This is a genomic window from Pseudoxanthomonas daejeonensis (assembly GCF_022637495.1).
Classification (GTDB): Bacteria; Pseudomonadota; Gammaproteobacteria; order Xanthomonadales; family Xanthomonadaceae; genus Pseudoxanthomonas; species Pseudoxanthomonas daejeonensis.
This window is the reverse complement of sequence record NZ_CP093331.1, coordinates 2,042,331-2,058,948: the sequence shown is the minus strand read 5'-3', so window position 1 is coordinate 2,058,948 and position 16,618 is coordinate 2,042,331. Positions and strand designations below refer to the sequence as shown.

General features: G+C 69.2%; 15 protein-coding genes. 8 read left to right on the top strand and 7 right to left on the bottom strand.

Translation table 11 applies throughout. The annotated features are described in order from the left end of the window. The first annotated feature begins 129 nt into the window (after nucleotides 1-129). Together MNQ95_RS09300 and MNQ95_RS09295 are read left to right on the top strand one after the other, a co-directional pair. Entirely contained in the window at nucleotides 130-423 is a 294-nt protein-coding gene (locus MNQ95_RS09300; protein ID WP_162408488.1) for a hypothetical protein, read from the top strand. Next, the gene (locus MNQ95_RS09295) at nucleotides 390-1,175 is read left to right on the top strand and encodes a M90 family metallopeptidase (protein WP_162408549.1); all 786 of its coding nucleotides are present in this window, start codon (nucleotides 390-392) and stop codon (nucleotides 1,173-1,175) included. Before MNQ95_RS09300 ends, MNQ95_RS09295 begins: the two co-directional genes overlap by 34 nt. Nucleotides 1,176-1,194: 19 nt before the next feature. On the opposite strand, the gene MNQ95_RS09290 is transcribed toward MNQ95_RS09295, so the two are convergent. The 7 genes from MNQ95_RS09290 to MNQ95_RS09260 all read right to left on the bottom strand — a co-directional run bounded on the left by MNQ95_RS09290 (nucleotide 1,195) and on the right by MNQ95_RS09260 (nucleotide 8,725). Then, nucleotides 1,195-2,631: an ATP-binding protein gene (locus MNQ95_RS09290; RefSeq protein ID WP_162408489.1), complete on the bottom strand. Its 1,437-nt coding sequence runs from the start codon at nucleotides 2,629-2,631 to the stop codon at nucleotides 1,195-1,197. Nucleotides 2,632-2,665: 34 nt separating this feature from the next. After that, complete coding sequence (locus MNQ95_RS09285) at nucleotides 2,666-3,349, bottom strand: response regulator transcription factor (RefSeq protein ID WP_162408490.1); 684 nt, start codon at nucleotides 3,347-3,349, stop codon at nucleotides 2,666-2,668. 88 nt (nucleotides 3,350-3,437) lie between these two features. Beyond that, nucleotides 3,438-3,848, bottom strand: coding sequence for a hypothetical protein (locus MNQ95_RS15880; protein WP_425501296.1), 411 nt, complete (start codon nucleotides 3,846-3,848; stop codon nucleotides 3,438-3,440). Nucleotides 3,849-4,027: 179 nt separating this feature from the next. Further along, complete coding sequence (gene dusA / locus MNQ95_RS09275) at nucleotides 4,028-5,050, bottom strand: tRNA dihydrouridine(20/20a) synthase DusA (RefSeq protein ID WP_241952687.1); 1,023 nt, start codon at nucleotides 5,048-5,050, stop codon at nucleotides 4,028-4,030. A gap of 137 nt (nucleotides 5,051-5,187) precedes the next feature. Beyond that, the gene (locus MNQ95_RS09270; RefSeq protein ID WP_241952686.1) at nucleotides 5,188-5,847 is read right to left on the bottom strand and encodes a VIT1/CCC1 transporter family protein; all 660 of its coding nucleotides are present in this window, start codon (nucleotides 5,845-5,847) and stop codon (nucleotides 5,188-5,190) included. A 23-nt stretch (nucleotides 5,848-5,870) separates the two neighbouring features. Further along, nucleotides 5,871-6,539: a response regulator transcription factor gene (locus MNQ95_RS09265; RefSeq protein WP_241952685.1), complete on the bottom strand. Its 669-nt coding sequence runs from the start codon at nucleotides 6,537-6,539 to the stop codon at nucleotides 5,871-5,873. Between the two features lie 2 nt (nucleotides 6,540-6,541). Continuing rightward, the gene (locus tag MNQ95_RS09260) at nucleotides 6,542-8,725 is read right to left on the bottom strand and encodes a two-component system sensor histidine kinase NtrB (RefSeq protein ID WP_241952684.1); all 2,184 of its coding nucleotides are present in this window, start codon (nucleotides 8,723-8,725) and stop codon (nucleotides 6,542-6,544) included. 222 nt (nucleotides 8,726-8,947) lie between these two features. On the opposite strand from MNQ95_RS09260, the gene MNQ95_RS09255 reads away from it, so the two are divergent. The 6 genes from MNQ95_RS09255 to MNQ95_RS09230 all read left to right on the top strand — a co-directional run bounded on the left by MNQ95_RS09255 (nucleotide 8,948) and on the right by MNQ95_RS09230 (nucleotide 16,604). Continuing rightward, entirely contained in the window at nucleotides 8,948-9,376 is a 429-nt protein-coding gene (locus MNQ95_RS09255; protein ID WP_241952683.1) for a response regulator transcription factor, read from the top strand. Continuing rightward, nucleotides 9,373-10,008, top strand: coding sequence for a DUF3302 domain-containing protein (locus tag MNQ95_RS09250; protein WP_202922817.1), 636 nt, complete (start codon nucleotides 9,373-9,375; stop codon nucleotides 10,006-10,008). Before MNQ95_RS09255 ends, MNQ95_RS09250 begins: the two co-directional genes overlap by 4 nt. Nucleotides 10,009-10,020: 12 nt before the next feature. Further along, nucleotides 10,021-11,205, top strand: a complete 1,185-nt coding sequence (locus MNQ95_RS09245; RefSeq protein ID WP_241952682.1) for an HlyD family secretion protein — start codon at nucleotides 10,021-10,023, stop codon at nucleotides 11,203-11,205. Between the two features lie 5 nt (nucleotides 11,206-11,210). Beyond that, the gene (locus MNQ95_RS09240; RefSeq protein ID WP_241952681.1) at nucleotides 11,211-12,677 is read left to right on the top strand and encodes an efflux transporter outer membrane subunit; all 1,467 of its coding nucleotides are present in this window, start codon (nucleotides 11,211-11,213) and stop codon (nucleotides 12,675-12,677) included. Between the two features lie 22 nt (nucleotides 12,678-12,699). Further along, a complete protein-coding gene (locus tag MNQ95_RS09235) occupies nucleotides 12,700-13,524 on the top strand; it encodes a porin family protein (protein ID WP_162408498.1) in 825 nt (274 codons plus the stop codon). A gap of 338 nt (nucleotides 13,525-13,862) precedes the next feature. Continuing rightward, the gene (locus MNQ95_RS09230; RefSeq protein ID WP_241952680.1) at nucleotides 13,863-16,604 is read left to right on the top strand and encodes an aminotransferase class I/II-fold pyridoxal phosphate-dependent enzyme; all 2,742 of its coding nucleotides are present in this window, start codon (nucleotides 13,863-13,865) and stop codon (nucleotides 16,602-16,604) included. Nucleotides 16,605-16,618 lie beyond the last annotated feature (14 nt).

Below are 16,618 nucleotides of genomic sequence, written 5' to 3'. Positions count from 1 at the left end.
GTGAACTCCCCGACCGACCGGCCAGTCAACCGCCCGGATTATCGCCTGCCGTGGCGGGCCGGGCACATGCCCACGGCCCGCCGGCGCGCTATAGTCGGGCCTTCCCGCCCCCGGTCGATGGGTCCGCCGATGCGCCGCCTGCTCCCGCTGCTGCTGCTCGCCGTCCCGGCGCTGTGCTGGGCGGCGGCCTCATCCGAGTCCGAAACCGCGCCCAAGAACGGGGCCTGCGTCTACGCGCGCCCGGCGGTAACGGCGACGGTGGCCGAGGCCGATGCACCGCAGGCGCGCCCAGCCATCCCACCCGCCGCGCGCAGCACGCCCAAGCCGGCCGCGACCGGTGGCGGTGGTGGCGATGGCGACGCCGTCGTGCCGCGCGGACGTGGCAATCGCTGGCACAGCTTCCTGCCGGGCATGTTCCGCTGATCAGAGCGCTGTCGCGCTGGCTGCGGCCACGCCCCCCGACACTCGACGACACGCACTGGCAGGACGCCTGCGCGCGCCTGCCATGGGTCGCGGCACTCGAACCGGAACGCCGCGAACGGCTGCGCGCGCTGGCAGCGCGATTCCTGCACGAGAAGACCATCACCCCGCTCGCCGGGCTGCAGCTGGACGAGTCCCAGCGCATGCTGCTGGCGGCACTGTGCTGCCTGCCCCTGCTCGAATTCGGCGAGGCCGGACTGCGCGGCTGGTCGCAGCTGCTGGTGTATCCGGACGCGTTCCGGGTGCGCCGCAGCCACGTCGACGCCGCCGGCGTGCTGCACGAGTGGGACGACGAACTCGTCGGCGAAGCCTGGGACCACGGCCCGCTGATCCTGTCCTGGGCCGACCTGCAGGCCGACATCGCCGAGCCCGATGCGGGCTTCTGCGTGGCCGTGCACGAAATGGCGCACAAGCTCGACGTGCTCGATGGCGAACTGGACGGCACGCCGCCGCTGCCACCGCGCTGGCAGCGCGAATGGGCGCGCGATTTCCAGCGCGCGTACGACGCGTTCTGCGCGCAGGTGGACGCCGGCCATGAAACCGCGATCGATCCCTACGCGGCCGAGGCACCGGAAGAGTTCTTCGCCGTGGTCACCGAGTACCACTTCTCGGCACCGCAGCTGCTGGTCGACGAGATGCCGGAGGTGGCCGCGCACCTGGGGCGTTTCTACGGGCCGCCGCCCCGGCTCCTGTAGCAACCTGCAACTGGCGAGGTCAGAGGCCCGGCGGCAGGATGACTTCGAAGCGCGCACCGCCCAGCTCGGGCGAGCGGGATACGTGCAGTTCGCCGCGATAGTCGCGGACCAGGTCCTGCACGATCGACAGGCCGATGCCATGCCCCTGCACGCGCTCGTCGCCACGCACGCCGCGCTGCAGGACCCTGGCCACGTCGTCGGGAGCGATACCCGGGCCATCGTCGTCGACCGACAGGTGCAGGCCGGCGCGCCTGTTTGGCGCCGAAGCACCCGGTCGCGCAGTCAGCAGCACCCGGTGCCGCGCCCACTTGAAGGCGTTCTCGAGGAGGTTGCCCAGCAGCTCCTGCAGGTCGCCGGCCTCGCCGTAGAACTGCACGCCGGGGGCGACGTCGAATTCGCAGAGCACGTTCTTGGTCGCGTAGACCTTCTCCAGCCCGCGCACGATCTCCTCGGCGCTGGATTCGATCGGTACCGGCGCGGAGAACAGCTTGTGGCCGCCGGACGCGGCCCGCGCCAGCTGGTAGGACACCAGGTCGCTCATGCGCTTGACCTGGGTGTCCACCTCGTGGCGCAGCACGGCCTCGCGCGGTCCCTGCGGGTCGCCGCCGGCATCGAGCTGGGTACGCAGTACCGCCAGAGGCGTCTTCAGGCTGTGGGCCAGGTCGGCCAGCGTGTTGCGCTGGCGGTCCAGGTGCTCGCGCTCGCTGTCGATCAGCGCATTGATGCTCTCGGTCAGCGGCTCGAGCTCGCGCGGGTGGCGCTCGCTCATGCGCTGCAGCTGGCCGCGCTGCACGCGGACCAGCTCGGCGATCACGCGCTTCAGCGGGCGCAGGCTCCAGTTGAGGATCACCACCTGCAGCAGCAGCAGGATCAGCCCGGCGCCACCCAGGTAGACCCACAGCGCGGCGCGGAACACGCGCACCTGCGCGGCCAGGGTCTGGGCGTCCTCCATCACGAAGATGGTGTACGGGAACTCGTTGTCGGGGCCGCGCTCGCCCCAGACCAGGCCGATGCCGTAGCGATAGACCTCGCCCTGGCTGCCATCGATCTGGGTCATCGCCAGCGGGCCGTCGAAACGCTCCTGGCGCGCCTCCAGCTGGCCAGCGACCTCGGGCAGCAGCGGTCCCTCGGCGGACAGCGAGGCCCAGTGCGCGTTCGGCATCACCACTTCGGCATAGAGGCCGCTGCCAGGCCGGTGGAAGCGCGGGTCGGGACCCAGCTCGGGCGTGTACAGCGACCCATCGCGGCCGAAGTCGATGTTGTCCGCGTACGCCATGGCGTAGCTCTTCAGCCGCTGGCGCAGGTTGTTCTCGGCCGTTTCGGCAAAGGCGCGGTCCAGGGCGAAGCCGGCCAGCATCAGGAACGCGACCAGGCTCAGGCTGGCGGCGGTGAGCTGGCGCGCCTTGAGCGAGCGCGGCCGCCAAGGCCGGAATCCGAACCGGTTTCGCTCCTCCACGGGCACCCCTGGTCCCTTGCCCGCCTGCCGCGGATCAGCCGTCGGTGCGGGCGATCGCGAAGCGATAGCCGCGACCGCGGACGGTCTCGATCGGCTTCAACTCGCCGTCCGGATCCAGCTTCTTGCGCAGGCGGCCGATGAAGACCTCCAGCACGTTGGAATCGCGGTCGAAGTCCTGCTGGTAGATGTGCTCGGTCAGGTCGGCCTTCGAGACCAGCTCGCCGGCGTGCATCATCAGGTACTCCAGCACTTTGTACTCGTAACTGGTCAGGTCGACGTTGCTGCCCGACACGCTGACCGTCTGCGCGGCCAGGTCCAGCGCGACCGGACCGCACTCGAGCACCGGTTTGCTCCAGCCGGCGGCGCGGCGGACCAGCGCGTTGAGCCGCGCCAGCAGCTCCTCCACGTGGAAGGGCTTGACCAGGTAATCGTCGGCGCCCTGCTTGAGGCCCTCGACCTTGTCCTGCCAGCTCGAGCGCGCGGTCAGGATCAGCACCGGGAAATTCTTGCCCTCGTCGCGCAGCGCCTTGACCAGCTCCATGCCCGACATCTTCGGCAGGCCCAGGTCGATGATGGCCACGTCGAACGGGACTTCACGCCCCATGTACAGGCCTTCCTCGCCGTCCTGCGCGGCGTCGACCGCAAAGCCCTCGCGCTTCAGGCGCGCGGCCAGCGTTTCCCGCAGCGGGGCTTCGTCTTCGACCAGAAGGATACGCATGCACTCTCCCTGAGTTGCGATTTCTTGCGATTTCGTGCGGATTCTTGGGGACTTCCCGACCGGCATCCAGGGCCGGCCGCTGCAGTGTCTATTGCTCGCCGTTATCGGCGCGTCGCGGCGGCTTGCGATCAGCCGCGCCCGGATCATCCATATAACGGACCCGGCCGCGATCGTCCATGTATTTGACCCGGGTAATGTTGCGACCCTCGAACGGTACCTGTTCGGCCCCCAGGATCTGGCCGCCGGTGGAGCGCTGGACGCGACGCACGGCATCGGACATCGAGTGGCCTTCGCGCGCCTGCGGTTCCGGTGCGGCCTGCCCACGCTGCATCGGCTCGCGACGGCGCTGCATCAGCGATTCGCGCGCCCGGACCTCGCGCGGACCGTTGTTGTCCGGGCCGGCGCTGTGACGCGGCGGCGGCGGCTCCTGCGCACCCACGGCCGCCGCGCCGAGCGCGAGCGGCAACATGACGATGGCGAGGCGGAACAGGCGAGGCATTACGACTTCCTAACGGACTTTGGCGGCGATGGCAATTCCGCTGCCACGGTGGCTGGGGAGGATGTTCGTTAGAAAGCGGTGAATCCGATCTGAACTTATCCACATCCCGCGCCCATGCCGTTCAGCCGGGGATCCCCTTTCCGAACACATCCGGCACGCAGGCGCCCCCGATCCGACGGTCATGCCGCCGCGCGCCGCGGCGCAACGGTCGCGGCCAGCGCCTGCTCGACCAGGGTCCAGTCGGCGCCTTCGCGGTGCGCGCCCTCGCTGAGGACCTGGCGGAACGCGCGTCCGCCCGGCTGCCCGTGGAACAGGCCGAGCACGTGGCGGGTGATGTGCTTGAGCGCCACGCCCTGCCCCATCTGCGCCTCCACGTACGGGCGCAGCGCGCGCAGCAGTGCGGCACGGTCGCGCGACTCGCCGCCGTACAGGTCCGCGTCGAGGCGGTGCAGCAGATACGGGTCGTGGTAGGCGGCCCGACCGAGCATGACGCCGTCGACATGCCCGAGCTGCGCCTGCACGTCCCCGGCCGCGGCCATGCCGCCGTTGAGCAGCACCTCCAGGTCCGGGCGCTCGCGCTTGAGCTGCCAGGCCCATTCGTAGCGCAACGGCGGGATCTCGCGGTTCTCCTTCGGCGACAGGCCCTTCAGCCACGCATTGCGCGCGTGGACGATGAAGGTCGCGCAGCCCGTCGCGGCCACGGTATCGACGAACGCACGGAACCGCTCGTAGTCCTGGTCGTCGTCCACGCCCAGGCGGCACTTCACCGTCACCGGAACGCGCACCGCCGCCGCCATCGCAGCGACGCTGTCGGCCACCAGCGCCGGCTCCTTCATCAGGCAGGCACCGAAGCGCCCGGCCTGGACCCGGTCCGAAGGGCAGCCGCAGTTGAGGTTGATCTCGTCGTAGCCCCAATCGGCGCCGATGCGCGCGGCCTGCGCCAGCAGGGCCGGCTCGCTGCCTCCCAGCTGCAGCGCCAGCGGCTGCTCGACCGGATCGAATCCAAGCAGGCGCGTACGATCGCCCAGGACCACGGCATTGGCGTGGACCATCTCGGTGTACAGCCGCGCATGCGGCGCCAGCAGGCGATGGAAGACCCTGCAGTGGCGATCGGTCCAGTCCATCATCGGGGCGACCGACAGCCGCGCGGAGGCCGCGTAGCGGGTGGATGGGGGGCGATCGGGGAAAGCGGGTGCATTCATGGCAGCGGAACCGGGTGGCCCGGCGTGGCGGGCTCGGTGGGCGCGCACATGCTACAGACTTGCCGCGCCCGCCGGACGGCATCGGCGCCGCGTGTCGGCGTGCGCGGCAGCCCGGGTACAGCCAGGCAGTGCGCGTATCAGCCGCCCAGCGCGATGGTCAGGACCGCCAGCACCACGCCGAGGGCGGCCATGCCCAGGCCCACGCGCAGTGCAGGCCGACCGATGCTGCGTGCATAGACCACGCCGGCCAGGAACAGCATGACCAGGGCGATCGCATTGGACAGGCGCATGGCCGGGCCGACGTGGTCCAGGAGCAGGAACGGCAACGCCAGCGGAAAGGTGGTGAACACCACCAGCAGGCCTACCGCGAGCGCACCCAGCCAGTCGCGCCGGGTCAGGCGCCCATGGTCGGGCGGCTCGGGGACCGCGGCCAGCCGCTCGCGCAGCGCCTCCACTTCGTCCTCGCGGATGAGCTCGGCTAGCAGGGGCGGCATCGCGGCGGCGATGGCCGCGCGAGCCTGCACCGGGTCGCGCGCATCGCGCACCGCCCGGAACGTCCGCAGCTCTTCGCTGCGTTCGGCCCGGCAGGCCATCAGGTAGATGATCCCGTCGATGAGGCCCCAGGCGATGTTGCAGCCGAGCGCGCCGATGAACATGACCCGCACGTCATCGCGCCCAGCCTCGGCGACGCTCAGGGTGCCGGTGAACGTCATGGTCATGATCACGCCGAACAGGATCTCGGCCGCGCGCTCGGCCGGATCCAGGATGCGGCGCGACTCGGGCAGGATGGCGCGCAAGGGCTGCGGGTCTGGCGCCGCGCTCAGCCGCTGACGGGCTCGTGCGCGGCCGGCGGAGGTGCGACGGGTGTCGCGCCGGCATCGCCCGCGCCAGCCCCGGTCCGCCCCATGAAACGCACCAGGTCCACCAGCGAGCGGATGCCCAGCTTGTGCAGGATGCGCGAACGATGGACCTTGATGGTCTTCTCAGCGATGCCCAGGTCCGCGGCGATCTGCTTGTTCAGGCGACCGGTCATCAGCCTCGGCACCAGCTCGCGTTCGCGCGGGGTCAGCGTCGCGAGCAGCGCGCATGCGTCCTCGCGGTCGTGGTCGCGGTGGCGCGTGGCGTCATCCATCGACACGCCGCGCTTGACCGCTTCCAGCAGCGCTTCCACGTCGACGGGCTTGGTCAGGAAATCGATCGCCCCGGCCTTCATCGCGCGGACGCTGCTGGCGATGTCGCCGCAGCCGGTCAGGAAGATCACCGGCTGGCTGACGCCCTGCCGGGCCAGCATCGCCTGCAGTTCCAATCCGTCCGTGCCCGGCATCGACAGGTCCAGGACGATGCAGCCGGTCGTGGCCGGGTCATAGGCCTCGAGGAACTCCCGGGTCGAACCACTCAATGCGACCTCGAAACCGTCGCTGGCCAGCAGCCGGGCCAGCGCCTTCAGGACATCGGGATCGTCGTCGACGATGTGGACCAAGGCGGACATGGTTACCCCTGTACCGGCAGATCGAAGGATACACGCGCACCCTGCGGCCTCACGTTCTCGGCCCAGATGCGTCCTCCATGGGCACGCACAATCGTACGGCACACGGCCAGCCCCATGCCCATGCCGGTGGCCTTGGTGGTCTCGAACGGAGTGAAGATGCGTTCGAGCATGTCCTCCGGGATGCCGCTGCCGGTATCCACCACTTCCGCGCGGACCCCGGTCTCGGTGCGATGCGTGCGGATGCGGATGATGCGGTTCGCCGGGTCGTCGGGCAGCGCGTCGCAGGCGTTGCGCATCAGGTTCATCAGCACCTGCTGCAGCTGGATCGGATCGCCCGGGCAGTCCGGCAGGCCCGGCATCAGGTTCATCCGGCAGGACACGCGGCGATTGAGCAGGTCGTTGCGCATCAGGCGCACGCAGTCCTGGACCACCTCGTTGATCTCCAGCGGGGCGAACTCACGGGCCTCGCGGCGGAGCATGCTGCGCAGGCGGCTGATCACCTGCCCGGCACGGCGATCGGTTTCCACGATGTCGGCGAGGATCTCCTGCACCTGGTCGAGGTCGGAGGGATCGCGATTGAGGATGCGCTGCGCGGCCTGCGCGTTGCTGAGGATCGCCGCCAGCGGCTGGTTGAGTTCGTGCGCGAGCGAGCCGGACAGTTCCCCCAGCATGGTGACGCGGGCAAGGTGGGCCACGCTCTCGCGCTCCATCGCCATCTCGTACTCGACTTTCTTGCGCGCACTCAGGTCCGTCACCGCGACCATGATCCGGGTGCGGTCCTCCAGCACCACGCGGCACAGGCGCACCTCGATCGGGAATGGTTCGCCGCCCCTGCGCTGGCCGTGCAGGTCGTGCGCACCACCCATCTCGTTGCGCGCGCTGTCCACGAATTGCCGCCACAGCAGCAGGTCCTGCGTGCGCGCCTCCTCGGCGATCAACGCGGCCACTTCCATCCCGGCCATCTCCTCCTGCGAGTACCCGAACGTGCTCGCGGCGGCGACGTTGGCGTAGCGCACCGAACCCGATTCGTCGAACACCAGCAACGCGCTCGGCGCGGCCTCGAGAAGGGTACGCAGCAGGTCGGCCTCCTGCTTGCGCCGGGTCACGTCCAGGGTGACGCCACGCACCACCAGCGGCGCGCCCCCCACGTCGTGCTCGACGTTGCCGCGCAACAGGATCCAGCGCCGCCCCCCGTCGGGCCGCTGGATGCGGTACTCGAACTCGTACGCAGGCTCGCGGATGGCCTCGCGGAACGCACGCTCCTCCTCGCGCCCAAGTTCGGCATTGTCGAACAGGTCTTGGGTCGCCACGCCACTGGTAGCGGCATGGCCGAGCAGGACTTGGTTGGTTTCGTTCTGGGCGAAGTGGCCGCCGGCCACGTCCCACTGCCACAGGCCCAGGTTCGCCGCATTGGCGGCGAGCTCGAGATCGCGCTGGGCCCTCAGGTTGCTCAGCTCGCTCGCCTCCAGCAGTTCGTCGGTGCGCCGCGCGCGCAGCAGGTCGCGCACCAGCAGCGCGCTGAGCATCACGATCATGACCACGAAACTGGGAGAAGTCCCCAGCGGCAGGCGCGGCTGGCCCTTCACCATCGACAGCGCGGAGGCGACCATGGCACCGGTCAGCAGCAGCCACCCCCCGCAGACCAGCAAGGCACTGTTCCAGGCCGGCGAACGACGCGGCACCCGGTAGAGGGTCTGCACGAGGTAGGCGACCAGCAGCACGTTGCTCGCCTGGCCCAGGATCATCCAGGGGTTGGTCTGGCCGATCGGGAACGCCACCTGCGCACCGAGCCAGGTGGCGTGTCCGATGCGGTCCACGGACAGGAAATTCAGGTTGACCCCGGTCGCGAAGTTCAGCAGCAAGGCCAGCAGTCGCAGCACCACCGCGGACTTGCCCAGCAGGGGCGAGCCGGACCCGAACATCGTATGCACGACGTAGACGATCGAGCACACCAGCAGCGCGATCGGCACGTGCCAGCCACGGATGATGGAGGCCATCTGACCAGGGGTCTCGGCGCGGAAGCTGGCCAGTTCGAACAGCGCGATGGACCCGACCGACATCGCCGCCACCGCCAGCGCGAGGTGGATGCGCTCGTCGAACCGGTTTATCCAGAGCGCGGCATGGACCAGCCCGAGCACGAAGCTCGCGGCGGCCAGCATGGGCCATACCAGGTCGACCCAATCCATAGTCCGGTTCCCTGACGACGTCCGCTTGGAAAATGCGGGGCAGACACGATCGCCGCGGACTTCCTGCCGCTGCCCGATGGCGCATTCCTTGTCGATCTGCCCGCCGGGACCCCTGCACCCGGCTTGCCTGCATCCTCGCACAGGCATGTGACGGACATAAGGCCCCCCGCATGGGGCCAACGGCCAATTGCCGCCCCCCGGTACCCGGGCGATGGTGCGGCCATGTCGGGAAAGGCCCCCATCATTGCCGTGGTCGACGACGAGGATGACGTGCGGCATTCGCTGCAACGCCTGCTTCGCGCCGCCGGATTCGAGGTCCTGGTCTACGGATCGGGCACCGAGTTCCTGCGCCACGTGACCGACAGCGCGCCCGATTGCGTGGTCCTGGACATGCACATGCCGCGCCTGACCGGGCTGGATGTCCAGGCGGCGCTCCGCGAGCGCGCCCTGGTCGTACCGGTGGTCATCCTGACCGGCAACGAGACCGACGAGATGCGCACCGCCGCCTTCGCGGCCGGGGTCGACGACTACCTGGCCAAGCCCGTCGACGACGACGTGCTGATCGGCGCGATCGTGGCCGCCATGCACCACCACGGCCGCCCGCGCGGTCCCGGCACCAGCGAACCGGATACCCGCAGGGGAACGCCATGACCATGCCACGCCGCGCCGCCCGCCCGCCCGCCGCCTGCGCGGCGATCCCGGTCCTCGCCACCCTCATGCCGGGACCGGCGCACGCCTCGCTGCTGAGCGGCGAAGCGCTGGACACCATGGCCGACGTGATCGCATGGATCGCCCTGATCATCGTGCCGATCGTGCTGATCAGCGTGTTCTGGATCGTGCACATCCTGCCGGAGAAGATCGCGCACAAGCGGCGCCACCCGCAGCTGGCGGCGATCAAGACCCTATGCCTGCTGTCGCTGTTCTTCGGCGGCCTGCTGTGGCCGCTGGCCTGGTTGTGGGCCTATACCAAGCCGGTGCTGCACAAGCTCGCCTATGGCACCGACCAGGACGACCACGACGACCATGATGCGGCGATAACCCCGTTCAAGGATGCCAAGGGCGAGGCCGACCCGCTGGTCGAGCAGACCCCCGTGCCTGCAATCGGCGCCAGTGCGGCCTCCGCTCCCGTCATTGCATCGACCGCACCCCACGCGGAGCTGGAGGAGCTGCGCCGGCGACTGCGCGCGCTGGAAATGGCGGTGGCGATGTCTCCCGGGCCTGGCCGCGCATCCCCGCCCACCGGCGGCGGTACGGGCGGTGCCGGCGGCGGCAAAGGGACCTGAGGCGAGGACACCATGGAAATCATCCTGCTGCTGATCTACTCGTTCTTCGTCTGGCTGATCTTCTTCAAGTTCAAGTGGCTGCCCTGGAACTTCATTTCCCAGATCATCGTCATCTCGCTGCCGATCTTCGCGATGACCGCGCTGATCCTGTTCCTCAACATCGTGGCGCCCTCCTCGGCCGACGTGCGCGTGATCAACTACGTGGTGCAGGTCGTGCCGCGCGTGGCGGGCCGGGTGATCGAGGTACCGGTGGAAGCCAACCGGCCGGTGAAGAAGGGCGACGTCCTGTTCCGCATCGACCCGGTGCCGTTCCAGCAGGAACTGCGCGCGCTGGAAGCGAAACTGCCGGAAATGGAAGCCAAGCTGGACACCGCGCAGGCGTACCAGCGTGAACTCGACGAACAACTGAAATCGGCCCGCGCCGGCCGCGTCGCCGTGGCCTCGCGCCTGGCCCTGGCCGAGCGGCGCCAGCGGCAGACCACCGAGCTGGCCGAGACCGGCGCCGGATCGGTGTACGACCGCGAGCAGGCCGAGACCGAAGCGGCCAGCCTGCGCGCGGAACTGGCCTCGGCCAATGCCACCGTCTCCCAGGTCGAACAGAAACTCTCGGCACAGACCGACGAAGGCCAGCTGTCGGAAGTGGCGCAGGCCCACGCGGCGATCGAACAGCTGCGCGCGCAGATCGTCGAGGCCACCTGGCAGCTTGAACAGACCACGGTCTACGCACCCGCCAACGGCAGCGTCATCAACCTGCAGCTGCGCGTGGGCTCGTATGCCGCCAACCTGCCGATGGCGCCGGTGATGAGCTTCGTGGAAGAGGAGCAATGGGTGCTGGCGATGTACGCGCAGAACGAGCTGCGCTACGTGGCGCCGGGCAACGAGGCCGAGATCGCACTCAAGGTCATGCCCAACCGGATCATCAAGTGCGAGGTCGACTCGGTGGTGTGGGCGTCCAGTACCGGCCAGCTGCCGATCGGCGGCATGCTTCCGGGCCAGAACGTCACCCAGCCGGTGCCGCCGGGCAAGATCGCGGTGCGCCTGCGCCCGGTCGGCGACGACCAGACCACGTTCCTGGCGATGGGCGCGCAGGGCCAGGGCGCGATCTACACCGAGCATGGCGCGCTGATCCACATCATCCGCAAGGTGATCCTGCGGGTCGGCACCAAGCTCGACTGGCTCGTCCTCAAGCTGCACTGACCGCCATGCACACGCACATCGCCCCTTCCGTCTTCCCCGGCGCACTGCGCGTGGCGGCTGTGACGTTCGTGCTGAGCCTGGCGACGGGCTGCGCGGTGCTGCCCGAGCCCACCGCCAGCGAAGTGCAGGCGCAGGCGCTGGGCAAGGTCGTCGTCCCGCCGAACTGGTCGGCCGAGGCCAGCGCCGCCCAGGTCGACGAAGGCTGGCTGGCCAGCTTCAACGACCCCGAGCTCTCGCGCCTGGTCCACGAAGCGCTGGAGAACAACCCGGACCTGTGGGTGGCGTCGGCGCGACTGGAAATGGCCAACGCGCAGGTCGACATCGCCGAGGCCCAGCTCAAGCCCGCCATCGGCGTGCTCGGCCGCGCCGGCAACAAGCCGGTCGCCGACCTGGTCGCGCTGCTGAGCGGCGTGATGCTGCGCATGTCATGGGAGATCGACCTCTGGGGCCGCATGCGCTACGCGCGCAACGCGGCCCGCGCCTCGCGCGATGCCACCAGCGCCGACTACCGCTACGCCCAGCAATCGCTGGCCGCGTCGGTCGCACGGGCCTGGTTCGTGGTCAGCGAAACGCGCCTGCAGCAGCAACTGGCCACGGAGATGGTGGATTCGGGCGGCAACCTGCTGCAGATGAGCGAACAGCGGCGCAAGGTCGGCGTGGGCACCGACGCGGAGATCATGGCCGCACGCGCCAACCTGGCCAGCTACGCCGATGCGCAGCAGCAGGTGGGCCTGGCCCATCGCCAGGCTCTGCGCGCGCTGGAACTCCTGCTCGGCCGCTACCCGGGCGCGACCCTGGCCGCACGCGAGGACCTCACCGCGTTCCCGGGCCCGGTCCCCGCCGGCATTCCGGCCGACGTGCTCAACCGCCGCCCGGACATGGTCGCCGCCGAACGGCGCGTGGCCAGCGCGTTCGACCGGATCGGCGAAGCCAAGGCCTCGATGCTGCCCAGCCTGTCGCTGTCGGCCGGCTACGGCCGGATCAGCAACGAGGCGGTGCAGATGCGCGACGACCTCGAGCAGACCACGGGCAGCACCGCGGCCACCGCGATGGTCCCGCTCTATACCGGCGGCGCCCTGACCGCACAGGTGGCGGTACGCACCGCCGAGCAGAAAGTCGCGGTGGCCGACTACGCCCGTCGCGCACTGGTCGCGCTGGGTGAAGTCGAGGATGCCCTGAACGCCGAAGCCGTCCTGGCCGAGCGCGAACGCATCCTCGGCGACGCTGCCGCCGCCGGTCGCCAAGCCACGCGCCTGGAACAGGACGCGTACCGCGTCGGCAAGTCCGACCTGCGTGCGGTGAACCAGCGCCAGCTGGCCCAGTGGGCCGCGGAAGTGGCGCTGCTCAACGTGCGTCGGGAACGCCTGGTCCGTCGCATCGACCTGCACCTGGCCTTGGGCGGCAGTTTCGGCGATGCGCCGCTGGCCGCCGATACCGGAATGCCCGCAGCCGATACCTCCTCCAACAACTGACGCGACCGCCAAGGGAGCCGCCATGAAGCCCCGCCTGATTGCCACCGCCACCGCCGCCCTCCTCGCCACCACGGCGCTCGATTGCCACGCACTCGAGCCGCTGGATACCTTCAGTGCCCGCGTCGGCGGCTACGTCACCGAGTTCGACACCAAGATGCGCGCCGACGGCCAGGCCGACGACGGCACCCGGATCGACCTGGAGCGTGACCTGGGCATCGACCAGAACAACGTTCTCGCCATCATCGGCGCGACCTGGCGTCCCTGGGAAAAGCACGAGTTCGGCCTGTCCTATTACCAGGACGATGGTGACGCCACCCGCCAGATCGACCGCGATATCGAATTCGACGGCGTCGTCTACCCGGTCTCGAGCACGCTGCGCGCGAACCTGAACCTGGATGCCTACGAGGCCTCCTACGTGTACTGGGCCATGGACCGCGACAGCTGGGTCCTGGGTCCGCGCCTGGGCCTGATCTGGTACAGCATCGGGCTGGGGCTGTCGCTGGAAGTCGACGCCAATGGCAACCCCGTCGGCAGTGGCGGCATCAGCAACAGCGTGAGCGCCGACCTGCCGGCGCCGTCCATCGGCGGCAGCTGGCGCTGGGTGCCGGGCAACAGCGACTGGCGCCTGTCCGCCGACGTGGGCTACTTCACCGCCAACATCGACAACGTCGATGCGGACGTCACCACCGGCCGCTTCGGCGTGGAGTGGTTCCCCTGGGAGAACTGGGGCGCCTCGCTTGACTACACGATGCGCAGGATCGAGGCCGATGCCCAGGGCAACAGCTTCGACGGGAACTTCCGCTTCATCGACAGCGGCTTGAGGCTGGGCGTGGTGTACCGGTTCTGACCGGCGCAGAGGCGGAAGCTCCGCTTCCGCCGGCCTGCTTCCCGCCCACGGCTCCACTTTCGGCTCCGCCATGACCGGCGGGGAGAACCTGCACGCCCGCCGGATGATGCGCAGTCATCCATCGTCCGGCATCGGAAGCGACCTGCACGCGCGCCGCGCCACGCTCGTTTCCCATGTCCTGGAACCCGCTGGATGGTTCATCTGCGCGTAGTGCCAAGAGCCAATACACGGCCTTCACATCCAGTCCTAGCTTAGGCGACTGGGCCACGCCGCACTCCCCCGGGACCGCTCGCGGTACCGGCGGCGGGGCCTTCTCACCCCTCCCTGGAGCACAGGCCATGAGTTCGGATCCCACCCTTTCCAACGTGCTGGTCGCCGCGTCGCTGCGCAGCGACCAGTGGCGCCAGCTCAATGCAGCCGCCCGTGCCTGGGCCGGCGCGGGCGAGTCGTCGCGGGGCGCCGCACGCGATGCCTGCGCGAAGCTGTTCGCCACGGCCATCCGGCTCGAGTACTGCTGGGCCTATCCGGGCGAGCGCCTGCTCGGGGCATTGCGCGAGGCGCTGGACGGCTCGGATGCGGGCCTGTTCGCGCGGCTGGTGCAGAAGGTGTCAGGTGCATTGCTGTCGGGCGACTACCGGCGCGATGAAGCGACCTGGAACACGGCCGACGCCGCCGACCGCTCGATCCTCGATGCGCTGCCGCCCGATGTCACCGGCGTCGCGGAAAAGCCCTACTTCGAAGTGCTGGTCGTGACGCCGAGCGACCCCTCGCAATGGGCGCGCGCCAAGGAAGAGATGCGCCGCATGCAGCGCGCGGACGATGCCTTCCAGTACTCCGCCGTGCACGTGGGCAGCCTGGAAGACGCCTTGCTGGCGGTGATGGTCAACTTCGACCTGCAGGCGGTAGTGCTGGTCGACGGTTTCGGCTACGCCTCGCGCCACGACGTGCCCGACCTCAAGGCCTTCCTCGCGCGTCACTTCGAGGCCCGCCAGGACAGCCTGGACCCCGGGGCGCTGGCCACCGCGCTGGCCGGCAAGATCAAGGAATACCGGCCGGAACTGGACCTGTACCTGCTCTCGGACCGCGCGCCCGAGCAGCTGGCCGGCAGCGAGGACGCCGCCCCGATCCGGCGCATGTTCCACCACGTCGAAGAGCCGATGGAGATCCACCTGGCCCTGCTCGACGGGGTCAAGGACCGCTACGAGACGCCGTACTTCGACAACCTCAAGAAGTACGCGCTGCGCCCGATCGGCACCTTCCACGCGCTGCCGATCGCACGCGGCAAGTCGATCTTCGGGTCCAACTGGATCCGCGACATGGGCGAGTTCTACGGGACCAACATCCTGTTCGCCGAATCCTCCGCCACCACCGGCGGCCTGGACAGCCTGCTGGAGCCCACCGGCACCATCAAGCGCGCGCAGGAAGCCATCGCCCGCGCGTTCGGCGCCAAGCGCGCCTACCTGGGCACCAACGGCACCTCGACCTCGAACAAGATCATCGTCCAGGCGGTGTGCAAGCCGGGCGACATCGTCATCGTCGACCGCAACTGCCACAAGTCGCACCACTACGGCTTCGTGCTCAGCGGCGCGCAGCCCTACTACGTCGAAGCGTTCCCGCTGACCGAGTATTCGATGTACGGCGCGGTGCCGTTGCGCACGATCAAGCAGGCCCTGCTCGATTGCGCAGCCGCCGGCACGCTGGCGCGGGTCAAGGCGATCGACATGACCAACTGCACCTTCGACGGGCACATGTACAACCCGCGCAAGGTCATGGAGGAATGCCTGGCGATCAAGCCGGACCTGGTATTCCTGTGGGACGAGGCCTGGTTCGGCTTCGCCCGCTTCAACCCGCTGCACCGCCGCCGCACCGCGATGGGCGCGGCCGCCGCGCTGACCAGGCGCTACCGCAGCGCGGCCTACCGCGCCGAATACGAGGCCTGGGCCAAGGATGCGCCGGCGCTCGACCCCAAGGACCCGGCGGCACTCGACGCCCACCGCCTGCCCGACCCGGACAAGGTCCGCATCCGCGTCTACCAGACCAACTCCACCCACAAGTCGATGTCCGCCTTCCGCCAGGGCTCGATGATGCTGGTGTGGGATGACGACTTCCACAAGGTGCAGGGACCCTTCCAGGAAGCCTTCCTGGCGCACACCTCGACCTCGCCGAACCTGCAGCTGATCGCCTCGCTGGACCTGGCGCGGCGGCAGATGGAGCTGGAAGGTTATGCGCTGACCCTGAAGATGACCGATCTGGCGCTGCGCATCCGCCAGTCGATCAACAACCACCCGCTGATCTCGAAGTACTTCCGCGTGGCCACGCCCGAGGAAATGATCCCCGCCGAGTTCCGTCCTTCGGGACTCAAGGACTACGGCCCGCCGAACGCGACCTGGGCGCAGACCGCCGAAGCCTGGGACGAGGACGAGTTCGCGCTGGATCCGACGCGCCTGACCGTGATCTGCGGCGCGGCCGGCTTCGACGGCACCCAGTTCAAGGGCATGCTCGCCGAGCGCTTCGACATCCAGATCAACAAGACCTCGCGCAACAGCATCCTGGTCCAGACCAACATCAACAACACGCACAGCGATGCGGCGCTGCTGATCAAGGCGCTGGCCGACCTGTCGCGCGAGATCGACACGCGGCTGTCGCAGGAAAGTCCGGCCGGCAAGCAGGTGTTCGCCGACCGCGTGAAGTCGCTGATGACCGACGTGCCGGACCTGCCCAACTTCAGCCGCTTCCACGACGCGTTCCGCGACGATCCTGCCGCGCCGAGCAACGAGGGCCACATGCGGCCGGCGTTCTTCATGGCCTATGACGAGGACACCTGCGAGTACGTCAAGCTGCACAGCGCCGACGTCGACGCGCGCCTGCGCGACGGACCGGAAATGGTCTCGGCCAATTTCGTCATTCCCTATCCGCCCGGCTTCCCGATCATGGTGCCCGGCCAGATCATCACCGCCGACACGATCACCTACATGCGCAAGCTCGATGTGAAGGAGATCCACGGCTACAACGCCGCGCAGGGCATCAAGTTGATCAAGCCGACCGCGCTCGCCGGCCGTCGCGCCAATTCCCAGCAGTAACCACGCCTGACTTC